Raw genomic sequence first — 20919 nt, forward strand, 5'->3', positions numbered from 1 at the left:
AGTCAAAGAAACCAGCGGTATTCCCGCGCATTAATTTCCTGCTGAAAAGCCAGGTGATCCTGGCGTTTGTTTTCGCAATATACATCGACAAATTCCGCACCCAGCTTATCGCGCACTATCGGTTGCTGTTGCATGGCGCGTACGGCGTCGAGCATTTCCACCGGGAAGTCGGCGCCGCTGCTGCGGTCCTCGTTCAGCGGTGCGATGGGTTCACGCTTGGCTTCGAGCCCGTGCTCGAGCCCCGCCAGGATCGCCGCCAGTACCAGGTACGGGTTGGCATCGGCGCTGGCCAGGCGGTGTTCGATGCGCAGGTTGCGCGGGTCGGACTCGGGGATGCGCACGCAGGCGTCACGGTCTTCAAAGCCCCAGCTGGCACGTGTCGCGGCGTTGACGGTGCCACCCAGGCGGCGGAAGGCGTTGTGGTTGGGCGAGAAGATTGGCATGCAGTGGGGCAGCAACTCCAGGCAACCGGCCACCGCATGGCGCAACGCCTGCTGCTGATGGGCCGCAAGCAGGTTATTACCCGCAGCGTCGTAGAGGCTGACATGCACATGCATGCCGCTGCCGGGAAATTGCATGTAGGGTTTGGCCATGAAGCTGGCGCGATAACCGTGCTTGAGGGCTACGCCACGGGTGCTGCGGCAGAACAGGGCGGCCCAGTCGGCGGCGCGCAGGCCATCGTCGCAGTGGCCGAAATTGATTTCGAACTGGCCAGGGCCGATTTCCGCGGTGATCACCGTGATGTCGATGCCCTGGGCCTTGGCGGTCTGCGCCATGTCGTCCAGCACTTCGCTGAAACGCGAGAGCCGTTCGATATGCAGGTTGGGCTGGTCATCGGCGTCATCGCTCAGCGGGTCACGGGCAAATTGCGGCAGGCCGTTGTCGAGCTTTTTATCGAACAGGTAGAACTCCAGTTCAAACGCCACCACCGGGTGAATGCCCTTGTGCTGCAAGCGTTCCAATACCTTGGCCAGAACTTCGCGGGGTTCGAATTCAATCGGTGCCTCGGTGCCGTCCGAGGTGATGAGCATTTGCCCCAGCGGCTGCGCTTCCCAGCTCACCGGCTTGAGCGTGCCGGGCACCAGTCGCCGATTGGCGTCCGGGTCGCCGTCGTTGAAGCAGTAGTCGCCAATCTTGAACAACCCACCCTGGGCCCCCAGCAACACGGCGTTCTGCGGCAACTTCAATGGGCTGCCGGCGGCGACTTTCTCAAGCATCTCCACCGGGTAGCGCTTGCCGTAGAAATGCCCGGGGATGTCCAGGGCAATGAGGTCGACATAGCGCACGTCGGGGTGGTTCTGGCGAAAGCTCCGTACTTCGGCCAGCAACGTGGAGGAATGGCTTTTCACGGGTGCAGCTCCTAGTTGTAGACCCACAGGATGCGGGCGGGCAGGTCGGTCAGGTTGGCGTAGCGACAGTGGGCGAAACTGGCCAGGTGGAAGCTGTCGCCGGGGCCGAGGGTGACCGGGTCGGCCGCATCGTTCACCCACAGGGTCAACTCGCCCTCCAGCACAAAGCCGGCCTGTTCGGCGCGGTCGCTCATGCTTTGTTCGCCGCTGTTGGCGCCGGGGGCCAGCAGGCTATCGAGCATGGAAAACGCGCCGTTCATGCTCGGCGACACCAGGATGTCGGTGATGCCGTTGGCGTAATACACCGTGCGCCGCTCGTTAGGGCGGGTGACCCAGTCCACGGCCTTGGGTTTAGGCAGGCTGTAGAAATAGGTGGTGGGCACATCGAGGGCGTGGCTGATGGCGGTCAGGTCGGCCACGGTTGGGCGCGACAAGCCGCGTTCGACCTGGGACAGGAAACCCACCGACCGCTCGATTTTTCGCGCGAGTTGGGCCAGGGTGAGCTTCTTGTGCTTGCGCAGATCGTGGATCAGCGCTGCGAGGGCGGCGAGTTCTTCTTGTGGAGTCATGAAATTTGTATCGGATAATTTCATGAAAAATTACAGGATTAATTTCATGGAGGCAATGGGATGGAACTTGAGGCGCATTTCTTCGCGCTCGAACAGGAGCTTCAGGGGGGCGCGACCCGCTCTAACGCCAACCGGCTGGCGCAACTGCTGGCAGATGATTTCGTGGAGTTTGGTGCCAGTGGCAATGTATGGGGCAGTAAGGCCCAGGTGATTGCCGGGCTGCAAGATGAGGTGTTTTTACCGCGGCGCATGTCCGGGTTTGCGGTGAAAAAACTGAGTGACGGCGTTGCGCTGGTGACCTATCGCGGTCATCGGCAAGACGTGGGCGATTCATTGCGCAGTTCGGTGTGGCGCGAAGAGCACGGGCAGTGGCGGATGGTGTTTCACCAAGGCACACCCGCTTAGTCGCTGGCGCGAGATAAGTCAAACAGCTCTAATGGCGCTATAGTGACAAGAGCGTTTTTTTACTAGATTTCTACACACATCATGCTTTCCAACGCAGTCGGGTCCGCAGTAATGCCCAGTCACCAAGATAGAGGCTTATTGCTATGGAGCAATTTTCTGCTGGCCAGACTTCGGTTATTTCGCCCTTTATTGTGCGTACGCTTCGTTGTCCTACCCCCACGCGTATAGATGATGCATTGGGGCGAGAGGTCAACAATCGGTTGATGAGATGGATCAAGCGTATTGGCATCTTCGCTGGAAAACTGGACAAGATCCGAGCTTCGGATTTTGGTCGCTACGCAATGTTGTGCCATGTAGACACCGACGATCCTGACCGCCTCCTGCTGCAAGCACAGTGCCTGGCGGCCTTGTTTGCTGTTGATGACCATTATTGCGATGACCGTTCATTGGGCTGCGATCCCAGGCACGTTGCCCCCCGTTTATCATTCGCGATTGCCGCGATGGATCCCTCTTACCTGCCTAAACCCTTTGATGCCCAATTGGAGAGCCAGCTCAACGCTGATCCGGTTCTGGTGGGGCTGAGTGCCTACATGAGGCGAGTCAGCAAGTTTTGTACCCCCTCCCAGGTTGCCCGGGTTCGCCAGGTCAGCATCGCGATGTTTGTCGCCATGGCCGCCGAAGGCGCGTGGCGTGTGTATGGTACGCGGCCGACCGTGGCTGAATACCTTGGCAGCCGACAAGTGAACAGTTTCTGGCCATGCCTGGTCTTGATCGACCCCATCGGCGGTTACGAAGTACCGGCCAATGTGTATTCCCAGCCGGACGTACACCGAGTCACTGCCTTGGGGGCCCTGGCGACCACGCTGGTCAACGATATGTACTCTGCCTACAAGGAGCATTTGAATGAGGTGGGTACGTTTAAGTTGCCGTATTTGTTAGCGTCACTGCACCAGTGCTCCCTTCAACAAGCAATAGACATGATTGCCGATATTCATGACGACGTAATGCTCCAGTACGAACAGGCGGAGCATGCTTTGCTGGTTGGGGCGACCCCGCTGTTGCAAAGCTATCTTGCAGGACTTAAGGCATGGATTGCGGGGAATCTGGAATGGCACAAACACAGTGCTCGTTACCGGGCTGACTTTACGCGGTGAATGATTGCACGCCGCCGCGGTCGGACATTGGGTACGCACCATTAATTGAAGGAGCACCCATGAAGTCTAAAACCCTAGCCGCTTGCCTGCTGATCACCGCCGGCCTGTCCACTGCCAGCTTTGTCGTGCAGGCCGGTGATACCCCTCAGGAAACCGTGCAACCTTCAAATATCAATGCCCGGGACCTGAAAGAAGGTGATCGCGCCCCGGATATGCTGATGCGCAAGGAGTCGGCGGTCAGTGACTGGAAAAAACGCGGCCTCAAACAGCCAGAGGAAGACAGCCAATGGGCGCGGGTGGGCGACAAGTTCGTGCTGCTCAAGACCACTAACGGCACGATCCTTGAGATCACCCCGGTGAAGAAATAATCCACCACCACCACCTGCTGCTTTGCAGGTGTTCTATTTCATTGCCGCGTCGATGAAGGCAAATCATCGAGGGTGAGCTTGCCGACGTTGTTGCTCTGCAGCTCGTAACGCAGCTCATCCACCATCTTTTCCACTTCTTGTGGGGTCTGCAGGCGGTTAGTGCTGATGCCGGTGACCACCAGGTCGACCCGGCCGGTCTCGGCGTCGTAGACCTTGAGGGTCAATGACGCATCCCGGCACAAGGTGAATTCGCACGTCAGCGGTGACAGGCCTTCTTCGATGCAGTTACGCAGTTGGGAGAGGGTAAACATGCGGGTTCCTTCAAGGCAAAAGTACGATCCCTTGAAGGTTATTGATTGCACCCCCGCCCAATAAGGCGAATTCGCACTAGCTGGACTAGTGCATTTGTATGTTCAGCGCTTGTTTTTAACCCGCAATTCTCCGGCAAACAGCCCGCGTTCGCGGGCCCATACGATGGCCGCACTGCGGCTGTGCACCCCCAGCTTTGAATACACCGTGGCTACATGGTTACGCACGGTGTTGGGTGCCAGTTTCAGGCGCGAGGCGATTTCCTTGTCGGCCAGACCCTCGCAGATCAGGCCCAGCACATCACGCTCCCGGGCGGTCAGGTCGGTGAAGGCCACATTGGACAGGTTAGGGCTATTGACGCTTTTGGCGTTGGCCAGCTTTTCGATCAGGGTCTGGCTGAACCACGACGCGTCCTGCATCACTTCCTCAATGGCCGCCACCAGTTCAAGCTCCGAGCGTTTGCGTTCGGTGATGTTCATCAGCACCATCAGGTAGCAGGGGATGTCCTGAATGATCACGGTATCGGCGGACACCACGCAATCGATCACCTCGTTGCCTTTCTTGCGCACCTTGAGGTCCTGGCCGTCGAGGTTGCCGGCTTTCTCCAGTGTGGCAAACAGTTGCGCACCGGCCTGGGAGCTGTCGATAAAGTTGATTTCTTCGATGGATTTACCGATCAGTTCCTCACTGATATAACCGGTGATCGTCATGAAGGCTTCGTTGATATCCACTACCTGGCGGTTGACGGCGCTGCACATCAGGGTCGGCACTGGCGTCAGGCGGAAGGATTTGGCGAAGCGCTCTTCACTCTGGCGCAGGGCAATTTCCGCTTTGCGCCTAGGCTCCAGGTCGGTGAAGGAAAACAGCATGCAGTCTTCCTCGTTCATGTCCAAAGGCTGGCCGGCCACGATCACCAGTTTACTGCCGCCTTCGGGCAGTCGCAGCTCGGCCTGCATCTGCGGGATGGTCGCGCCTTCGCTTAGGCGCTCGATGGCCAGGTCCTTGCGCTCGGCCTGTTCCAGCACATCCAGTTCATACACGGATTTGCCGATGACCTGGTCGCGGTTGTAGCCGGTCATCTCCAGGAAGCCCTGGTTGACCTTGATATAGCGCAAGTCGCTGAGGCGACAGATCACTGCGGGCGCCGGGTTGGCGTTGAAGGTTTTTTCAAAGCGTTGCTCGGCACTGGCCCACTCAGTGGCGTCGCTGAGGATCAACACCAGCAGCTCCGGCTCGCCCTTGGCGTCAGTCAACACCAGGCTGCGCAAACGGTGTACCCAGTAACGACTTTCATCGGCGGCGGGGGTGACCTCCACCACCACATCGCTGAACTCTTCACCGGCCGCTACGCGGCTCAAGGGGTAGCTGTCCAGCTGCAACGGATGATTATTGCGATAGCGCAAGGCGAAACGCTTGGCGTACGCCTCGGTGTTGGCGCCGAGCTCCTCGACTTCGCTGACGCCATGCATGGCCAGCGCGGCTTCATTGGCCCAGAGGATGGTCTGGTCGACCTCGGCCAGAATCACGCCGTCGGACAGCCCGGAGATGATCTGCTGCAATTGACGGCGGTTGGTTTCTTTGGCGAGAACATCCTGGGTCATAACTTCTCCGTGAGGGCGTGTCTAGGGCGCATGGGACTACGACATCCCGGCTTCAGGATAGTGCAGAGCAATTAACCCAGGGGCAGTGCGAATGCACCAGCTGGCGTGGTGCATATGGGCCACGACTGAACGTATGTCGTTTCGCCACACTCCCACTCAACAAGGCGCCTTGCCTTGCTCCTGAAATTGAAAAGGACCTTTGTATGACCACTGTCTATGAAACCAATCGATCGCTATTCCGTGTGTCGTGGAGTTCGGTACTGGCCGGTAGTGCAATCGCACTGGTGACCTACCTGGTATTGAGTGTGTTGGGTACGGCTATTGGCGCCAGCGCTGTGGACCCTATGGAAGCGGGTAACCCCTTGAGCGGTTTCGGCACCGGAGCGGGCATCTGGCTGTTTGTCTCGACGTTGGTGGCTGTTGCACTGGGTGCCTTCGTGGCCGGGCGCACTGCACCCGACCGTGGTGGGCTGCACGGCGTATTGACCTGGACCTTGACCACCTTGCTCACCACCTGGCTGCTGGCCGGTTTGGCTGCCAGCGTTGTCGGCACTGCCGGCAATGTAGTAGGCAAAGGCCTTTCAGCTGCCGGCAGTGGCATCGCCGCCGCTGCGCCGGGGATCGGCAACAGCCTCAAGCAGCAGTTGAACGAACAAGGCATCCAACTCGATTGGAACAGCCTGCAAGGCCAGTTGGATACCTTGCTCAAGCAGAGTGGCAAGGCTGAGCTTGACCCGGCCAATATCGAGCAGAAAGCCGACCAGGCTGGCGCTGATGGCAAGCAATCGGCCACCGATGCAGCGACCAACCCAGCCCAGGCCGGCGATGAGTTGAAGCAGTGGTTCGAACGTGTCAAAGCCTCCGGCGAGCCGGCACTGAATGCGGCGGATAAAGAAGCACTGGTCAACATCGTTGCCGCCCGTACCGGCAAGAGCAAAGAAGAAGCCACGCAGATCGTCGATAACTATGCCCAGGCTTATCAGCAAGCCATGCAGAAGGTCGAGGAACTCAAGCAGCAGGCTGAGCAGAAAGCCCGTGAAGCCGGTGAAGTAGCGGCCAAGCAACTGTCCCGCGCTGCCTGGAGCACCTTGGCCATGCTGCTGTTGGGCGCGGCCTTGAGCTTCTTTATCGGCCGTATCGCGCTGACGACCCGTCGCGTGCCATTGGCTTAAAACTGTCTGCGGCAAGGACGCCGCCTGTGTGAACGGGTAAAATGCTGGCATTTTACCCGTATCCCGCAAAGGTGCCCCTTGAGCGCAGGCAAAGCCGTAGGACTGTTATTACTTACCTCTCTGTTGGCGGCGTGCGGCACCTCGCCGCCACGCACGCCCAATGATATCTGCGGCATCTTTCGCGAAAAGGATGACTGGTACGACGCCGCCAAGGTCACGCAAAAACGTTGGGGCGTACCGATCCAGGTGCCGCTGGCCATCATGTATCAGGAGTCGGGCTTTCGCCACGACGCCAAGACCCCGCGTAAATACCTGCTGTGGATCATCCCCTGGGGGCGCGTGTCCACCGCTTCGGGCTATGCCCAGGCCAAGGATGAAGTGTGGAACGATTACCGCAAAGCCACCGGACGTAGTGGCGCTGATCGTGAAGACTTCGACGACGCCATCGACTTTATCGGCTGGTACATGGACAAGACTTACACCATCAATGGCGTCTACAAATACGACGCCTACGGCCAATACCTGAATTACCACGAAGGCTGGGGTGGCTACCGCCAGCGCACCTACGCCAGCAAAGCCTGGCTGCTACCGGTGGCGAGCAAGGTTCAGGCGCGTTCACAGCTGTACGCACGGCAATATGCCGGGTGCAAGAATGAGTTGGGGCGTGGGTTCTGGAGCCGATTCTGGCATTGGTTGTAAAAGCTGATAGAACGACCTCTTAATGCACACCGATCAAAATGTGGGAGGGGCTTGCTCCCGATAGCAGGTTGTCAGCCAATGAAGTGGTGACTGATGCACCGCCATCGGGAGCAAGCCCCCTCCCACAGTAGATTGCGGTACGACGCTGGATCTGTGGCGAGGCTGTTGGCAGCCTGACAGCCGACGGCTATCTGGCTGATGCCCTGCGATTCAAATGTGGGAGGGGCTTGCTCCCGATAGCAGGTTGTCAGCCAATGATGAGGTGGCTGATGCGCCGCCATCAGGAGCAAGCCCCCTCCCACAGTAGATTGCGGTACGGCGCTGGATCTGTGGCGAGGCTGTTGGCAGCCTGGCAGCCGACGGCTATCTGACTGATGCCCTGCGATCCAAATGTGGGAGGGGGCTTGCTCCCGATAGCAGGTTGTCAGCCAATGATGAGGTGGCTGATGCGCCGCCATCAGGAGCAAGCCCCCTCCCACAGTAGATTGCGGTACGACGCTGGATCTGTGGCGAGGCTGTTGGCAGCCTGGCAGCCGACGGCTATCTGACAGATGCCCTGCGATCCAAATGTGGGAGGGGCTTGCTCCCGATAGCAGAGTGTCAGCCAATGATGAGGTGGCTGATGCGCCGCTATCGGGAGCAAGCCCCCTCCCACATTTAGTTTTGCATTAGCGCGGCAGTATGCATTCCAGCGAACGGTCCATCATCACGCTGGCCATTTCCACCAGGTGCATGACCGAAATCACCAGGGTGCGGGAAGTGCCATCCAACTGCTCACCCGCTGTCTGCGCGGCAACGGCGGCGCAACGCAATACGCTGCTGGCATGGGCCAGGGCGTCTTCGAAGCTGAGGTCGGGTGTGGTGGCGAAGAATTGCAGTTCTGGGGCGGGTGGTGCGGGGACTAGCTTTTCCATGGTTGACTCCTAATCTAAGTTAGAAGGCCACCACCATCGCTACCAAACGACTTTATAGGGTGGTGGCCGTACGCAGATTGGTAGACCGGTGATTAGGACCCGGTGCACCCGAAGGTGCCCTGCGCACGGCCGCCATAACGCAGGGCCGAAAAAAAGCGCCTTGCATAAGGGGGCGCTTAGCGCCTAATCATTCGCGGTCTACCAAACCCCGAGTCACTGAATTGGCAGTGACCGACGAAGACTAGCCACGCAATGTGAGCGGCGTAAGCGGTTGGGATTCTCTCGGAAACGTCCTTTAAGTTAAAGGGAAATGTCATTGTTCCGACTGTTCCTACACTTGCCAAACCCAGTCGAATCTGGGAAAACCCCAGCCTTCCACCCCTTCAATGAGACCCCCATGAGCAACGACGAACTGCAGATCACCGACATCCGCCCGGGCACTGGAAAAACCGTGGTCAAGGGCGCGCTGATCACGACCCAATACACCGGCACCCTGGAAGATGGCACCGTGTTCGATTCGTCGTGGGAGCGGGGCAAGCCGTTCCAGTGCGTGATTGGCACCGGTCGCGTGATCAAGGGCTGGGACCAGGGTTTGATGGGGATGCAGGTCGGCGGGGTACGTACATTGTATGTGCCAGCGCACCTGGCCTATGGCGAGCGTTCCATGGGCGCGCATATCAACCCCAACAGTAATTTGCGTTTCGAGATTGAATTGCTGGAAGTGCTGACGCGGGATGATTGAAGAGACTGAACATGGACGTTGATCCACAGGTGTTGCCTGGCTGCTCCCTCAAAGACGTTAGGGTGGTTGAACTGCTTGGCTGCGATGAGGCTGAGCTGCAGCAGTTTTTTGAACAGGCGCCGGGTTACTTCATCGCGGTGAATGGCGAACCGGCTACCCCGAGCGAAGCACGGGAAGAATTATACGGCCAGTTACCCGCTGGCTGGCATTGCAGCCGCATGTACTGGCTGGGCTACCGCGATACGCAGAACCAATTGGTCGCCGTGGTGAATATCGCCGCAGATTTGCTCGCCGCGGGGGTATGGCATATCGGCTTGCTGCTTGTGCATACGCGCTGGCACGGCAGCGGGCTGGCGCAGCGCTTGCACTCGGACCTTGAGGCATGGGCGGCGGCGAAGGGTGCCCAATGGCTGCGGTTGACGGTGGTGGTGGGCAATACCAGGGCCGAGCGTTTTTGGCCCGGGCTTGGGTATGTACAGGTGCGAACTCGCGAGGGCATCACCATGGGGCGCCAAGTGAATAGGGTGTCGATCCAGGTCAAGCCTCTCGGCAACGGGACCATTGACGGCTACCTGGCGTTGGTTGAGCGGGACCGGCCCATCAGCCTGTAGCACCTACCGCTCTCCTGGGCGCGCGGCGCCTGATTTCTCCAGCTCCTTGCTTTCAACCGTGATCCCAAATCTGCGGTACAGCTCCTTTCGCCCTTTGGGCGTCAATGCCAACGCACGACTATCAAGGTCCTGGATCACCCATTTGTGGCTTATAACGGCCTGTAGAACAGCGGCCCCCAGTGCGCCGGCGAGGTGAGGGCGGCGCATGCTCCAATCCAGGCATGAGCAAGCGAAACGACGTCGCTGTGCCCTTACGGTTTCTATCTCGACACCGAGCCCCGTCATCGCTTTTTCGCCCTCCACGCTGAGCTGATACGTACCGTCACCAGCGACCGGCATGCTCAACCAGCCGGCGTCGATGAAATAGTCGTGCAGTTGTACAGCCAGGGATCCTGCCATGTGGTCATAACAGGTCCGCGCCAACTGCAATCGACTGGGGGCCGTCGAAACGAACTGGGTTTGCGCGTTTCGGCTGATCACCATGAGTGCTTCAATAGCTTGGGCCACGTGCGCGTCTGCCAGGCTGAAGTAGCGGTGCCTGCCCTGCGTGTGCAGTTTTATCAAACCGTCCTCTTTGAGCCTTGCCAAGTGCGCGCTCGCCGTGGATGCACTGACGTCGGCGATGACAGCCAATTCGGTACTGGTACGGGCGTGACCGTCCATCAGCGAACAAAGCATTTTCGTCCTCGCGGGCTCCGCAATGGCGCCTGCGACACGGGAAATAGCAGTGTCATTGCTTTGGGAATCCATATTTCGTTCCTGAGCGAATTGTGGGGGTGAGGATTGCTCGATAGTAGCCGTTCTTTGTGAAAAGGACTGCCAAAATGACGCCGTTTGAAGCCGCCACGCATGTCGATCCCTACGTTTATTACTCACGCCTCAGGCAGCAAAGGGAATTGTTGTTCGATGCAGATCTTGGAGTATGGATTGCCAGTGGCGCCGGCGTTGTCGAGGCCATTCTGGAACATCCCGACTGCCTTGTACGTCCACTGCACGAGCCGATTCCGGCTGCCCTTGCGCAAGGCGCCGCAGGCCATATTTTTGGTCGTTTGATGCGCATGAACGAGGGGGCGCAACACCAGTGTCCGCGCAGGGTTATCGAGCCTATCTTGGCCTCGATGGGCACGCAAAACATCGCAGGCCTCGTGGCGCAGGTTGTCGAGACATTTGAGATGTCGGGCGATAACCCGAATGAGTGGATGTTCACGTTACCGGTTTCGGTCATTGCGACCTTGATAGGTTTCGCATCCAACCAGCTACAGGAAGTCGCGCAGATGACACGGGATTTTGTTGCCTGTCTGTCGCCGTTAAGTGACGAGGCTCAACTCAGTAAAGCCCATTGCGGGGCGGCACGGCTAAGCCAGATGCTGCAGGCGCTGCTGAGTAACGATGATAAAGGTAACTGCGTGTTGGGCCGTCTTTATAGCGATTACGACACTTCAGCCTGGGAAGACGATGATGCATTGATAGCGAATCTGATCGGACTATTGTCACAGACCTGCGAAGCCACTGCCGGGCTGATCGGCAACACCCTCATAGCGCTCCAACGAAACCCTGAGCTGTTTGAAGGCATGCAAGCCACACCGACGCTTGCCGCTGAGTGGGTGGCAGAGGTAGCGCGCCACGATTCACCGGTACAAAACACTCGGCGGTTTGTTGCCAAGCGATGCGCGATAGGCGACAGCGTTTTAGAGGCGGGCGATACCATTCTGTTATTGCTCGCTGCTGCCAACCGAGACCCCAGCGCCAACCCAGAACCCGACAGCTTCTTGCTCAAGCGAGCGCAACGACGAACCTTCAGCTTCGGCTCAGGAAGACATAAATGTCCAGGCCAGCCATTAGCATTGGCAATTGCTTCAGAGGTGGTTTTCGCGTTTTTGCATCGACAGCCAACCTCACCAGCTCCTGCTTATCGCTGGCGTTATTTGCCTTCGCTTAATGGTCGTATCCCGCAGTTCTGCCGTGATGGGGAGATTCAGCAATGATCGCCGTTATTTTTGAAGCCTGGCCACACGAGGAGCAATACCAGCGCTATCTCGACCTTGCTGCCGAACTCAAACCCCTGCTTGCTCAACTCGATGGCTTCATTTCAGTTGAGCGTTTCCAGAGTCTGAGTGAACCAGGAAAAGTGCTATCTCTGTCATTTTGGCGTGACGAGGAGGCTATCCAGCGGTGGCGACGCCTTGAACTACATCGAGCCGCCCAACTAACAGGTCGTAAGCAGGTTTTTGCTGACTACCACCTGCGTATTGCCCATGTAGTGCGCGATTACAGTCTCGAGGATCGTGTTCAAGCGCCGACCGATAGCAGACAGGCTCATGAGTGAAAGCAGCACACCGAATTCTTAGGTGCAGTTGCCTTAATGCAAGCCTGTTAAGTGGTCATCGTCTTCTGTAGGAGCGAGCTTGCTCGCGAAAAATGTTAATAATAACGCGTGCTTGCTGAATGAACGCGGCGCCTGTAAGTTTTTCGCGAGCGAGCTCGCTCCTACAAAAGATCCTTAACTGACTGGCATTACCTGAACCCATCCTGAAGAATTTTCTTATTCTCCATGCGGGCACTTTCCTACGGTTTACTCTGCCAACATCGCGGCGTAAGCTTCGCGCGTTTTCATCAATAGCGGAGACCCTCAGTGGGTACTTGTTCGAGTGACAGTTGTCGGCCGGTCTCGGTAACCGGCGCATACTTGGCAAGATAACGCGCATTTTCCAGATGCCGTTGTCTCGCCTCACAAAGCGAGAAGCGGCATCCCGGCAGTGGCCCGTCCTGGCGCCTGCCTGAATCCCTCTCATCGACGCTGACCAGCACCTGGGTAACGCCTGGATGCTACGGACGCGCCTGCCTTTTACGGTGGGCGGGCCAGGTTCGGCTGTGCCTGTGTGACGGGCGCGGTGCGGATGGGCAGTACCTGCACGACGGGTTTTCCTCGCGCAGGAGTAACACCATGAACTTCACGCTGCTCAAAGAGTTCTTCGCCGGCTTCCTGCGGACCCGGCATATCGCCCGGCATTTTCGCCGGCTGGCGATGCTCGAAACCGTGACCGACGCCAGCGTCAGCCGCGAAGTCCCGCCGAACCTGGCGCACACCCTGGTGGCTGCGGCCAATGGCAGTGCCGTGCAGTTGCTGGGTGTGCTGGGCAGTCATTCGGCGGGGCTCACTATTCAGGAGGCCGACGCCCTGCGTGTGCAATACGGCCTCAACGAGGTCGAACACGAGCAGCCGCTGCCGTGGTGGGTGCACCTGTGGCACTGCTACAAGAACCCGTTCAACCTGCTGCTGACGTTGCTGGCAGTGATCTCCTGGCTGACCGAGGACATGAAGGCCGCCACGGTGATTTTTTCCATGGTGGTGCTGTCGACCCTGTTACGCTTTTGGCAGGAGGCCAAGTCGAACAAGGCGGCCGACGCCTTGAAGGCCATGGTGAGCAACACGGCCACCGTATTGCGCCGCGATGCTGCCAAGCGTGTTGAACTGCCGATCAAGCAACTGGTGCCGGGCGACCTGATTGTATTGTCGGCCGGTGACATGATTCCCGCAGACTGCCGCGTGCTCAGCGCCAAGGACCTGTTCGTCAGCCAGGCGGCGATGACCGGTGAGTCCATGCCGGTGGAGAAGTTCGTCCATCAGCAGGATGCCCATACCCGCAACCCGTTGGAGCTGGAGAACATTCTGTTCATGGGCACCAACGTAGTGTCCGGCGCCGCCACCGCAGTGGTTCTGGCCACCGGCAACAGCACCTATTTCGGTGCGTTGGCCCAACGTGTCACCGCCACTGATCGCGCGACCACTTCGTTCCAGCACGGGGTCAACAAGGTCAGCTGGTTGCTGATCCGCTTTATGTTCGTGATGGCGCCGCTGGTGCTGTTCATCAATGGTTTCACCAAGGGCGACTGGACCGAGGCGCTGTTGTTTGCGCTGTCGATTGCCGTGGGCCTGACCCCCGAAATGCTGCCGATGATTGTCACCTCGACCTTGGCCAAGGGCGCGGTATTCCTGTCGCGCAAGAAGGTCATCGTCAAGCGCCTGGACGCGATCCAGAACTTCGGCGCCATGGACGTGCTGTGCACCGACAAGACCGGCACGCTGACCCAGGACAAGATATTCCTGGCACGCCATGTGGACGTGTGGGGTGAGGAGTCCGAAGACGTGCTGGAAATGGCCTACCTCAACAGCTACTACCAGACCGGCCTGAAAAACCTGCTGGACGTGGCGGTGCTTGAGCACGTGGAAATCCATCGCGAGCTGAAAGTCGGCACCGCGTTCCATAAGGTCGATGAGATCCCCTTCGACTTCAACCGCCGCCGCATGTCAGTGGTGGTGGCCGAGCAGGACCGGCCCCACCTGTTGATCTGCAAAGGTGCGGTGGAGGAGATCTTGTCTGTGTGCACCAGCGTGCGCCACGGCGACGTCAATGAAGCCCTGAGCGAGGAACTGCTGGCGCGCATTCGCCAGGTGACCGCGGCCTTTAACGAGGAAGGGCTGCGTGTGGTGGCGGTGGCGGCGCAGCCGATGCCAGCCGGGCGTGACACCTACAGCCTGGCGGATGAAAACGACCTGACCCTGATCGGCTATGTGGCGTTTCTCGACCCGCCCAAAGAAAGCACCGCACCCGCCCTCAAGGCCCTGAAAGCCCATGGCGTGGCGGTGAAAGTGCTGACCGGCGACAACGAGCTGGTCACGGCGAAGATCTGCCGCGAAGTGGGTCTTGCGCAACAAGGCTTGCTGATGGGCAACGATATCGAAGCCATGACCGATGCCGAACTGGCCCTGTCTGTGGAAACCACCAATGTGTTCGCCAAGCTCACTCCCAGCCACAAGGAACGCATTGTGCGCCTGCTCAAGGCCAACGGGCATGTGGTGGGCTTTATGGGCGACGGCATCAACGACGCACCGGCATTGCGCACGGCCGATATCGGTATTTCGGTGGACAGCGCGGTGGACATCGCCAAGGAAGCGGCTGACATCATCCTGCTGGAAAAGAGCCTGATGATCCTGGAGGAGGGCGTGCTGGAAGGTCGGCGCACCTTCGCCAACATGCTCAAGTACATCAAGATGACCGCCAGTTCCAACTTCGGCAACGTGTTCTCGGTGCTGGTGGCCAGTGCCTTTATCCCGTTCCTGCCAATGCTGCCAATGCATTTACTGGTGCAGAACCTGCTGTATGACATCTCCCAGATTGCGATTCCGTTCGATAACGTCGATGACGAAATGCTCGCCACGCCGCAACGCTGGCAACCAGGGGAGGTGGGGCGCTTCATGCTGTTTTTCGGACCGATCAGCTCGATCTTCGACATCACCACGTTCGCACTCATGTGGTATGTGTTCGATGCCAACACTCCAGACCACCAGACCCTCTTCCAGTCCGGCTGGTTCGTGGTGGGGCTGCTGACCCAGACCCTGATCGTGCACATGATCCGTACTCCGAAAATTCCCTTCCTGCAAAGCCGTGCGGCGCTGCCGTTGATGTTGATGACCGGCGTGATCATGGCCGTGGGGATTTTCCTGCCGATGGGGCCGCTGGCGCACTATTTCAAATTGCAGGCGCTGCCGTCGCTGTACTTCGTATTTCTGCCGGTGATCCTGCTGGCGTACATGGCACTGACCCAGGCGGTGAAGGGCTTTTATATCCGCCGGTTCGGCTGGCAATAACCCTGTAGGAGCGGGCTTGCCCGCGAGAATCGTTAACGATGACGCGGGCCTTCTGACGGACCGCGCCGCCCTCAGGTTTTTCGCGAGCAAGCTCGCTCCTACAGGCCATCAGGTCATGGAGATCTTTTTATGCAGGCAATCAACAACATCAACCTCAACTCCCTGGTCGACACCGTAGTCAGCCTCAGCGCGGCGTTTATCCTAGGTGGCCTGATCGGCTTCGAGCGCCAATACCGCCAGCGCACCGCTGGCTTGCGCACCAACGTACTGGTGGCGGTCGGCGCGGCAATTTTTGTCGACATGGCCAACCGCCTGGGCGGTGCGGAGGGTGCGGTGCGCGTGGTCGCCTACGTAGTGTCGGGCATCGGCTTCCTCGGCGCCGGTGTGATCATGCGTGAAGAAGGCAATGTGCGCGGGCTCAATACGGCCGCTACCCTCTGGGCCTCGGCGGCGGTGGGTGCCTGTGCCGGCGCTGACCTGATCCTCGAGGCGTTGCTGGGCACGCTGTTTGTGCTGGCGGCCAACACCTTGCTGCGGCCGATCGTCAATAACATCAACCGCCAGCCGTTGGACGTGGTGTCGGCGGAGGTCACCAACATCCTCTATGTGATTGCGCGGCGCAGTCAGCAACAGGCGGTGATGGTGTTGCTGGAAGCCGAGTTGGCCCGCTGCAACTACCCGGCCAGCGATGTCGACGTGCGCCCGTTCGGCAGCGAAGAAGTGGAAATCGAGGCCACCCTGGCAGCGACGTCGGTCGATGGCGACGAGCTGGATGCACTGGTGGCGCGCATCTCGACCTCGACACTGGTGGTACAGGCGTTCTGGAGCCCGAGTACCACTGACTGAACGTTATGGATAGGCCACGGCTGGCTAAACTTAATCGTGGAAAAATCCTACAAACAGTCCGGATTATCCCTTCAATCTAAATATTTATGCGTTGCTAAGGTTGGGCACTTACAACTGATGGGCCCATGGCCCGGCTGCTGGAAGTGTGGTGTTGCAATTGAATGGGCCAGGCATCGCTTGGTTATCTTCCTGAGTTTGCGCAGTGCCGTTGGTCGGAACTGTCATTTCTCACAGGTACCAAGGTCCGATGTGATGTGTAAGGGTATTTTGTCCGTATAGGGAAGTTTATGAGCAAAGCATTAATTGTGGATGACCATCCGTTTATCCGTGCAACGGTCAAGCATCTACTGCAGTTGGAAGGGTTCGACGACATTTATCAGGCAGGTGACGGTGCAGATGCCATGCAATTGGCAAGGGAACAACGTCCGGACTTGATTATCCTCGACCTGGCGATGCCGAAGCTGGGTGGGTTGGAAGTGATCCACCGCATCAAGACCCAGGGCCTGCCGTGCCGCATCCTGGTACTCACCTCTTACCTTGCGGTGTTTTTCTCCACCCGCTGTATGCGCGCCGGAGCCATGGGGTTTGTGGCCAAGACAGGCGAGCTGGACGAGTTGCAAAAGGCCATCAAGGCAATCATGTCGGGCTACAGTTGCTTTCCCAGCCTGCCGACCAGCTCGGTACGCCGTGACGATCTGCAAGAAACGGAGCGACAGATGATCGAATGCCTGTCTGACCGTGAATTGACCGTACTGCAAATGCTGGCCCTGGGGCTGGGTAACAAGGAAATTGCCGAGCAGATGCTGTTGAGCCACAAGACCATCAGCACCTACAAGACTCGACTCAAGGAGAAGTTGCGTATGTCCTCGGTAGTGCATTTATCCAAGTTTGCCCAGCGCAACCATCTGATCTGAAATGATCACCACCGCGTTTACGAGGTTCGCCACGATCCTTTGGATGAGCCTGTTACCCCTGATCGCGGTGGCCCTTGACGAGCCCCACGCTTTGCGCCTGCTGGGGCATTCTCGTATCGAAACTCCCGAAGTGACGCTGGACGAAGCTGATTGGCGTTGGCTGCGTGAGCGGCACACGCTGTTGATGGGGGTTTCGGCCCCCGACTACGCGCCATTTGACCTGACCAATAACAACCACGAACTCGAAGGCATAACTGCCGATTTTGCCGCACTGATCGGCCAGGCGCTGCATATCACGATCGAAGTCCGGCGCTACGATACCCGCGATGAAGTGATCGAAGCCCTCAAGCAGGGGGCCGTGGATTTTCTCGGGTCGGCCAACGGCTACGAAGCGGCCGACCCGCAACTGCATCTGTCTCGCTCCTACGCCAATGATCAACCGACACTGGTCACCCGCACCGGTGAAAGCCAGGTGTTGAGCGACGACCTGGCGGGCAAGCGTGTGGCGATGCTGTACCACTATATGCAGCCCGCCGCTGTACGCGCCTTTTACCCCGATGCCCAGTTGGAGCTGTTTGCGTCGACCTTCGAAGCCATCGGCGCCGTGGCATTTGGTCGTGCCGATGTGTATCTGGGCGACGCTATCAGCACCAATTACTTGATCAACCGTAACCACCTCAATAACGTGCGCATGGCCGATTTTTCGACCCTGGAAGTCAACCCGTTTGCCTTCGCCGTGGCCCGTGACAATGCACGTCTGTTGCCGATCCTGAACGCCGCGCTGGAGGCGATTCCTGCCAGTGAGCAGATGGAGATCCTGCGCCGTTGGAGTGGGGGCAACCTCGGTATCGTCGGCGTCGATCGGTTGCAACTGAGTGCCAGTGAGCAGCGCTGGGTGCAGAAGAACCCACGGGTCAAGGTCGCAGTGCTGAACAGCTTCCTGCCGCTGTCATTCATCAATGACCAGGGGCAGTTCGAAGGGTTGAGTGCCGAGGTGTTGGAGCGTGTCAGTTTGCGTACCGGCTTGAAGTTCGATGTGGTCCCGGGCACCTCGCTACCGCGCCAGATCAATATCGTCAATGCGGGCACGGCGGATATGCTGGCGGTCGTGACCCCCAGTGTCGAGCGCGCCGAGAAGGTGCGGTTTACCCGACCCTACCTCACCAACCCCTTTGTGCTGGTGACACGTAGTGGGGACTACAGCCCGGCCACCTTGGAAGATATGCTCGGCAAACGCTTGGCAATGGTGACTGGCAACGGCTTGCACGATGAAATCGCGCAGAATTTTCCAGGCATCACGTTTGTGGACGTGGAAAACCCGGAGCAAGCCATGGCGTTGGTGGCCAAAGGCGACGCCGAAGGCGCAGTAAACTCGCTGTTCAGCGCGCGTTATGTGATAGCCCGGGATTATCGCGACCGTTTGCGTATCGCCAGTACCGTCGGCACCGAGCCGGCACGTGTGACATTTGGGGTCAATCGCAGTCAATTGGAGCTTTATTCGATCCTGGACAAGGCGCTGCTGAGCATCACCCCGCAAGAAATGGATGAACTGATCGGGCATTGGCGCAGTGAGATCATCATCGAGGACAGCTATTGGTTGCGCCATCGCAACGTCATCCTCCAGGGCTTCGGGCTGGCGGCACTCTTGCTGGTGATCACGCTGGGTTGGGTCATCTATCTACGCAGTCTGATTCATAAACGCGTGCAGGCCGAGCGGGCGCTGAGCGACCAGATGCGGTTCATGAGCGTATTGATTGATGGCACCCCGCACCCGATTTATGTGCGCGACCGCCAAGGACGGCTGATGGCTTGCAATAACGCTTATCTTGACGTTTTCGGGTACAAGCTCGAAGACGTGATCGGCAGAACCGTGGTGGAAACAGACACCACCAATCTGCCCCAGGCCCACTCGTTTCATGAAGATTATCTGCGCCTGATGGCCGGTGGCGAACCGCAGATTCATGATCGGATACTCAAGGTGCCCAGTGGCGAGATTTTGACGATTTACCAGTGGATGTTGCCGTACCGCGATGGCGACGAGAAGGTAGTGGGCATGATTGCCGGCTGGGTGGATGTAAGCGAGCGACAACGCTTGCTTCGCCAGTTGCAGGAAGCCAAGGACGATGCCGATGCTGCCAGCCGAGCCAAGACGACCTTTCTGGCAACCATGAGCCATGAGATCCGCACGCCAATGAATGCGGTGATCGGCATGATCGAGCTGGCCCTGAAAAATGCCGAGCAGGGGCGGGCCGACAGGGATGCGCTGGAGGTGGCATCGGTGGCCTCGCGCGGCATGTTGGAACTGATCGGCGATATTCTCGATATCGCGCGAATCGAGGCCGGGCATTTGTCCCTGGCCCTTGAACCTGCCAACTTGCAAGAGCTGCTGGCATCGGTGGCTCGTGTGTTCGAAGGGTTGGCGCGGGCCAAGGGGCTGGCGCTGCAGGTTGAACTTGACCCATTGATTGATCGGGTGGTGCTGGTCGACCCGCTACGCTTCAAGCAGGTGGTGTCGAACCTGCTGAGCAATGCGATTAAATTCACGGCCAATGGCCAGGTAACACTTGGGGCCAAGGCAGGACTGGAGGGCGAGCGATTGCGCTTGCAGTTGTGGGTGCAGGACACCGGTATCGGTATCAGTGTCCAAGACCAGCAGCGTTTGTTCAGCCTCTTTATCCAGGGCAGCAACAACGAACAGTCGGCGCGTAGCGGTTCTGGGCTGGGTTTGGTGATCAGCCGCAATTTGTGCGAAATGATGGGTGGCCAGCTGCACTTGAACAGTGTGCTGGGGCAAGGTACCCGGGTGGATGTGACGTTGGCATTGGTCATGACCAATGTAGTGCCCGCGCAGGCAGCACCGATGGAAAACTTGCCCCCCCCGAACCGTGCGCTGAGCATTCTGGTGGTCGACGACTACCCGGCCAACCGTCTGTTGCTGGCCCGGCAATTGAGTTTCCTCGGGCACCGTATCATCACCGCCGAGGATGGTGTACAGGGGCTCGAACAGTGGCGCAGTGGTCAGTTCGATTGCGTCATTACCGATTGCAATATGCCCTACAAGAACGGCTATCAGTTGGCACAGGATATCCGTGCACAAGAGCGCGAGCGAGGATTGTCGCCTTGCCTGCTGTTGGGGTTCACCGCCAACGCACAACCGGAAGAAACCGAACGCTGTCGGCAAGCAGGCATGGACGGCTGTCTGTTCAAGCCTACCGGGCTTGACGATTTGCGCTCAGCGTTGGCGTCGCGCGCGGCGGACACTGCCCCGCTGCGCGTGGCGGCTTTTGACTTAAGTACCCTGATTGCGTTGACAGGGGATGACCGCCCCGCGCTTATCGAGTTGCTGGCGCCGTTGCTCGAGAGCCTGAAGGCCGATCGTGCCTTGCTGTCCCCGCTGCAAAGCCAGGCAGACTTCGCCAAGCTGCACGACCTGGCCCATCGCGCCAAAGGCGGCGCTCGGATGGTCAAGGCTTACGGGCTGATCAGCTGTTGTGAGGCATTGGAACAGGCGTGTGAACAGCAGGACCGCCAGGCGTTGGGGTCGACGGTCGAAGGCGTGGGTGAAGCAATTGATACCTTGCATCATGGCCTGAGCGTTTATTGCAATCAGCCTTGA

The 20919-nt window shown here is 58.7% G+C and carries 19 protein-coding genes; 13 read left to right on the forward strand and 6 right to left on the reverse strand.

The annotated features are described in order from the left end of the window. Nucleotides 1-2: 2 nt before the first annotated feature. Both KVH01_RS16410 and KVH01_RS16415 read right to left on the reverse strand, forming a co-directional pair. Entirely contained in the window at nucleotides 3-1349 is a 1347-nt protein-coding gene (locus KVH01_RS16410) for a glutamine synthetase family protein (RefSeq protein ID WP_217882100.1), read from the reverse strand. 11 nt (nucleotides 1350-1360) lie between these two features. Next, complete coding sequence (locus KVH01_RS16415; RefSeq protein ID WP_217882101.1) at nucleotides 1361-1918, reverse strand: helix-turn-helix domain-containing protein; 558 nt, start codon at nucleotides 1916-1918, stop codon at nucleotides 1361-1363. A 60-nt stretch (nucleotides 1919-1978) separates the two neighbouring features. Here KVH01_RS16415 and KVH01_RS16420 point away from each other — a divergent pair, with 60 nt between their 5' ends. From KVH01_RS16420 to KVH01_RS16430, 3 genes are all read left to right on the forward strand, one after another. Continuing rightward, a complete protein-coding gene (locus tag KVH01_RS16420) occupies nucleotides 1979-2323 on the forward strand; it encodes a nuclear transport factor 2 family protein (RefSeq protein ID WP_217882102.1) in 345 nt (114 codons plus the stop codon). Nucleotides 2324-2466: 143 nt separating this feature from the next. Beyond that, nucleotides 2467-3477 (forward strand): terpene synthase family protein, encoded by a 1011-nt coding sequence (locus tag KVH01_RS16425; RefSeq protein ID WP_217882103.1) that lies wholly within the window; start codon nucleotides 2467-2469, stop codon nucleotides 3475-3477. A 59-nt stretch (nucleotides 3478-3536) separates the two neighbouring features. Beyond that, nucleotides 3537-3845: an RcnB family protein gene (locus KVH01_RS16430; protein WP_057012214.1), complete on the forward strand. Its 309-nt coding sequence runs from the start codon at nucleotides 3537-3539 to the stop codon at nucleotides 3843-3845. A 38-nt stretch (nucleotides 3846-3883) separates the two neighbouring features. Here KVH01_RS16430 and KVH01_RS16435 read toward each other — a convergent pair whose 3' ends face one another. Both KVH01_RS16435 and KVH01_RS16440 read right to left on the reverse strand, forming a co-directional pair. Next, a complete protein-coding gene (locus tag KVH01_RS16435; RefSeq protein ID WP_043050215.1) occupies nucleotides 3884-4156 on the reverse strand; it encodes a DUF1652 domain-containing protein in 273 nt (90 codons plus the stop codon). A gap of 102 nt (nucleotides 4157-4258) precedes the next feature. Continuing rightward, the gene (locus KVH01_RS16440; RefSeq protein WP_217882104.1) at nucleotides 4259-5755 is read right to left on the reverse strand and encodes a PAS domain S-box protein; all 1497 of its coding nucleotides are present in this window, start codon (nucleotides 5753-5755) and stop codon (nucleotides 4259-4261) included. A gap of 203 nt (nucleotides 5756-5958) precedes the next feature. Here KVH01_RS16440 and KVH01_RS16445 point away from each other — a divergent pair, with 203 nt between their 5' ends. Together KVH01_RS16445 and KVH01_RS16450 are read left to right on the forward strand one after the other, a co-directional pair. Then, nucleotides 5959-6927 carry a hypothetical protein gene (locus KVH01_RS16445; protein ID WP_124377266.1) on the forward strand — a complete coding sequence of 323 codons (969 nt, stop codon included), beginning with the start codon at nucleotides 5959-5961 and terminating at the stop codon, nucleotides 6925-6927. A gap of 78 nt (nucleotides 6928-7005) precedes the next feature. Continuing rightward, nucleotides 7006-7626 carry a transglycosylase SLT domain-containing protein gene (locus KVH01_RS16450; protein ID WP_217882105.1) on the forward strand — a complete coding sequence of 207 codons (621 nt, stop codon included), beginning with the start codon at nucleotides 7006-7008 and terminating at the stop codon, nucleotides 7624-7626. A gap of 668 nt (nucleotides 7627-8294) precedes the next feature. On the opposite strand, the gene KVH01_RS16455 is transcribed toward KVH01_RS16450, so the two are convergent. Continuing rightward, entirely contained in the window at nucleotides 8295-8540 is a 246-nt protein-coding gene (locus tag KVH01_RS16455) for a DUF6124 family protein (RefSeq protein ID WP_217882106.1), read from the reverse strand. A 397-nt stretch (nucleotides 8541-8937) separates the two neighbouring features. On the opposite strand from KVH01_RS16455, the gene KVH01_RS16460 reads away from it, so the two are divergent. Then, nucleotides 8938-9282, forward strand: coding sequence for an FKBP-type peptidyl-prolyl cis-trans isomerase (locus KVH01_RS16460; protein WP_046071995.1), 345 nt, complete (start codon nucleotides 8938-8940; stop codon nucleotides 9280-9282). Between the two features lie 11 nt (nucleotides 9283-9293). Then, a complete protein-coding gene (locus KVH01_RS16465) occupies nucleotides 9294-9893 on the forward strand; it encodes a GNAT family N-acetyltransferase (RefSeq protein ID WP_217882107.1) in 600 nt (199 codons plus the stop codon). Nucleotides 9894-9896: 3 nt separating this feature from the next. Here KVH01_RS16465 and KVH01_RS16470 read toward each other — a convergent pair whose 3' ends face one another. Next, a complete protein-coding gene (locus tag KVH01_RS16470) occupies nucleotides 9897-10643 on the reverse strand; it encodes an ArsR/SmtB family transcription factor (protein WP_217882108.1) in 747 nt (248 codons plus the stop codon). A 74-nt stretch (nucleotides 10644-10717) separates the two neighbouring features. On the opposite strand from KVH01_RS16470, the gene KVH01_RS16475 reads away from it, so the two are divergent. The 6 genes from KVH01_RS16475 to KVH01_RS16500 all read left to right on the forward strand — a co-directional run bounded on the left by KVH01_RS16475 (nucleotide 10718) and on the right by KVH01_RS16500 (nucleotide 20919). Next, nucleotides 10718-11878 carry a cytochrome P450 gene (locus KVH01_RS16475; RefSeq protein ID WP_217882109.1) on the forward strand — a complete coding sequence of 387 codons (1161 nt, stop codon included), beginning with the start codon at nucleotides 10718-10720 and terminating at the stop codon, nucleotides 11876-11878. Next, nucleotides 11875-12219 carry an antibiotic biosynthesis monooxygenase family protein gene (locus KVH01_RS16480; protein WP_043050225.1) on the forward strand — a complete coding sequence of 115 codons (345 nt, stop codon included), beginning with the start codon at nucleotides 11875-11877 and terminating at the stop codon, nucleotides 12217-12219. The genes KVH01_RS16475 and KVH01_RS16480 overlap by 4 nt, the downstream gene beginning before the upstream one ends. A 618-nt stretch (nucleotides 12220-12837) precedes the next feature. Beyond that, on the forward strand, nucleotides 12838-15543 hold the full coding sequence (mgtA, locus tag KVH01_RS16485; protein ID WP_217882110.1) for a magnesium-translocating P-type ATPase: 2706 nt from the start codon (nucleotides 12838-12840) through the stop codon (nucleotides 15541-15543). A gap of 129 nt (nucleotides 15544-15672) precedes the next feature. After that, complete coding sequence (locus KVH01_RS16490; RefSeq protein WP_043050227.1) at nucleotides 15673-16389, forward strand: MgtC/SapB family protein; 717 nt, start codon at nucleotides 15673-15675, stop codon at nucleotides 16387-16389. Nucleotides 16390-16676: 287 nt separating this feature from the next. Next, nucleotides 16677-17303, forward strand: a complete 627-nt coding sequence (locus KVH01_RS16495; RefSeq protein WP_043050228.1) for a response regulator transcription factor — start codon at nucleotides 16677-16679, stop codon at nucleotides 17301-17303. A gap of 1 nt (nucleotide 17304) precedes the next feature. Beyond that, a complete protein-coding gene (locus tag KVH01_RS16500; protein WP_217882111.1) occupies nucleotides 17305-20919 on the forward strand; it encodes a transporter substrate-binding domain-containing protein in 3615 nt (1204 codons plus the stop codon).

Source organism: Pseudomonas khavaziana (assembly GCF_019145205.1).
Lineage (GTDB): Bacteria > Pseudomonadota > Gammaproteobacteria > Pseudomonadales > Pseudomonadaceae > Aquipseudomonas > Aquipseudomonas khavaziana.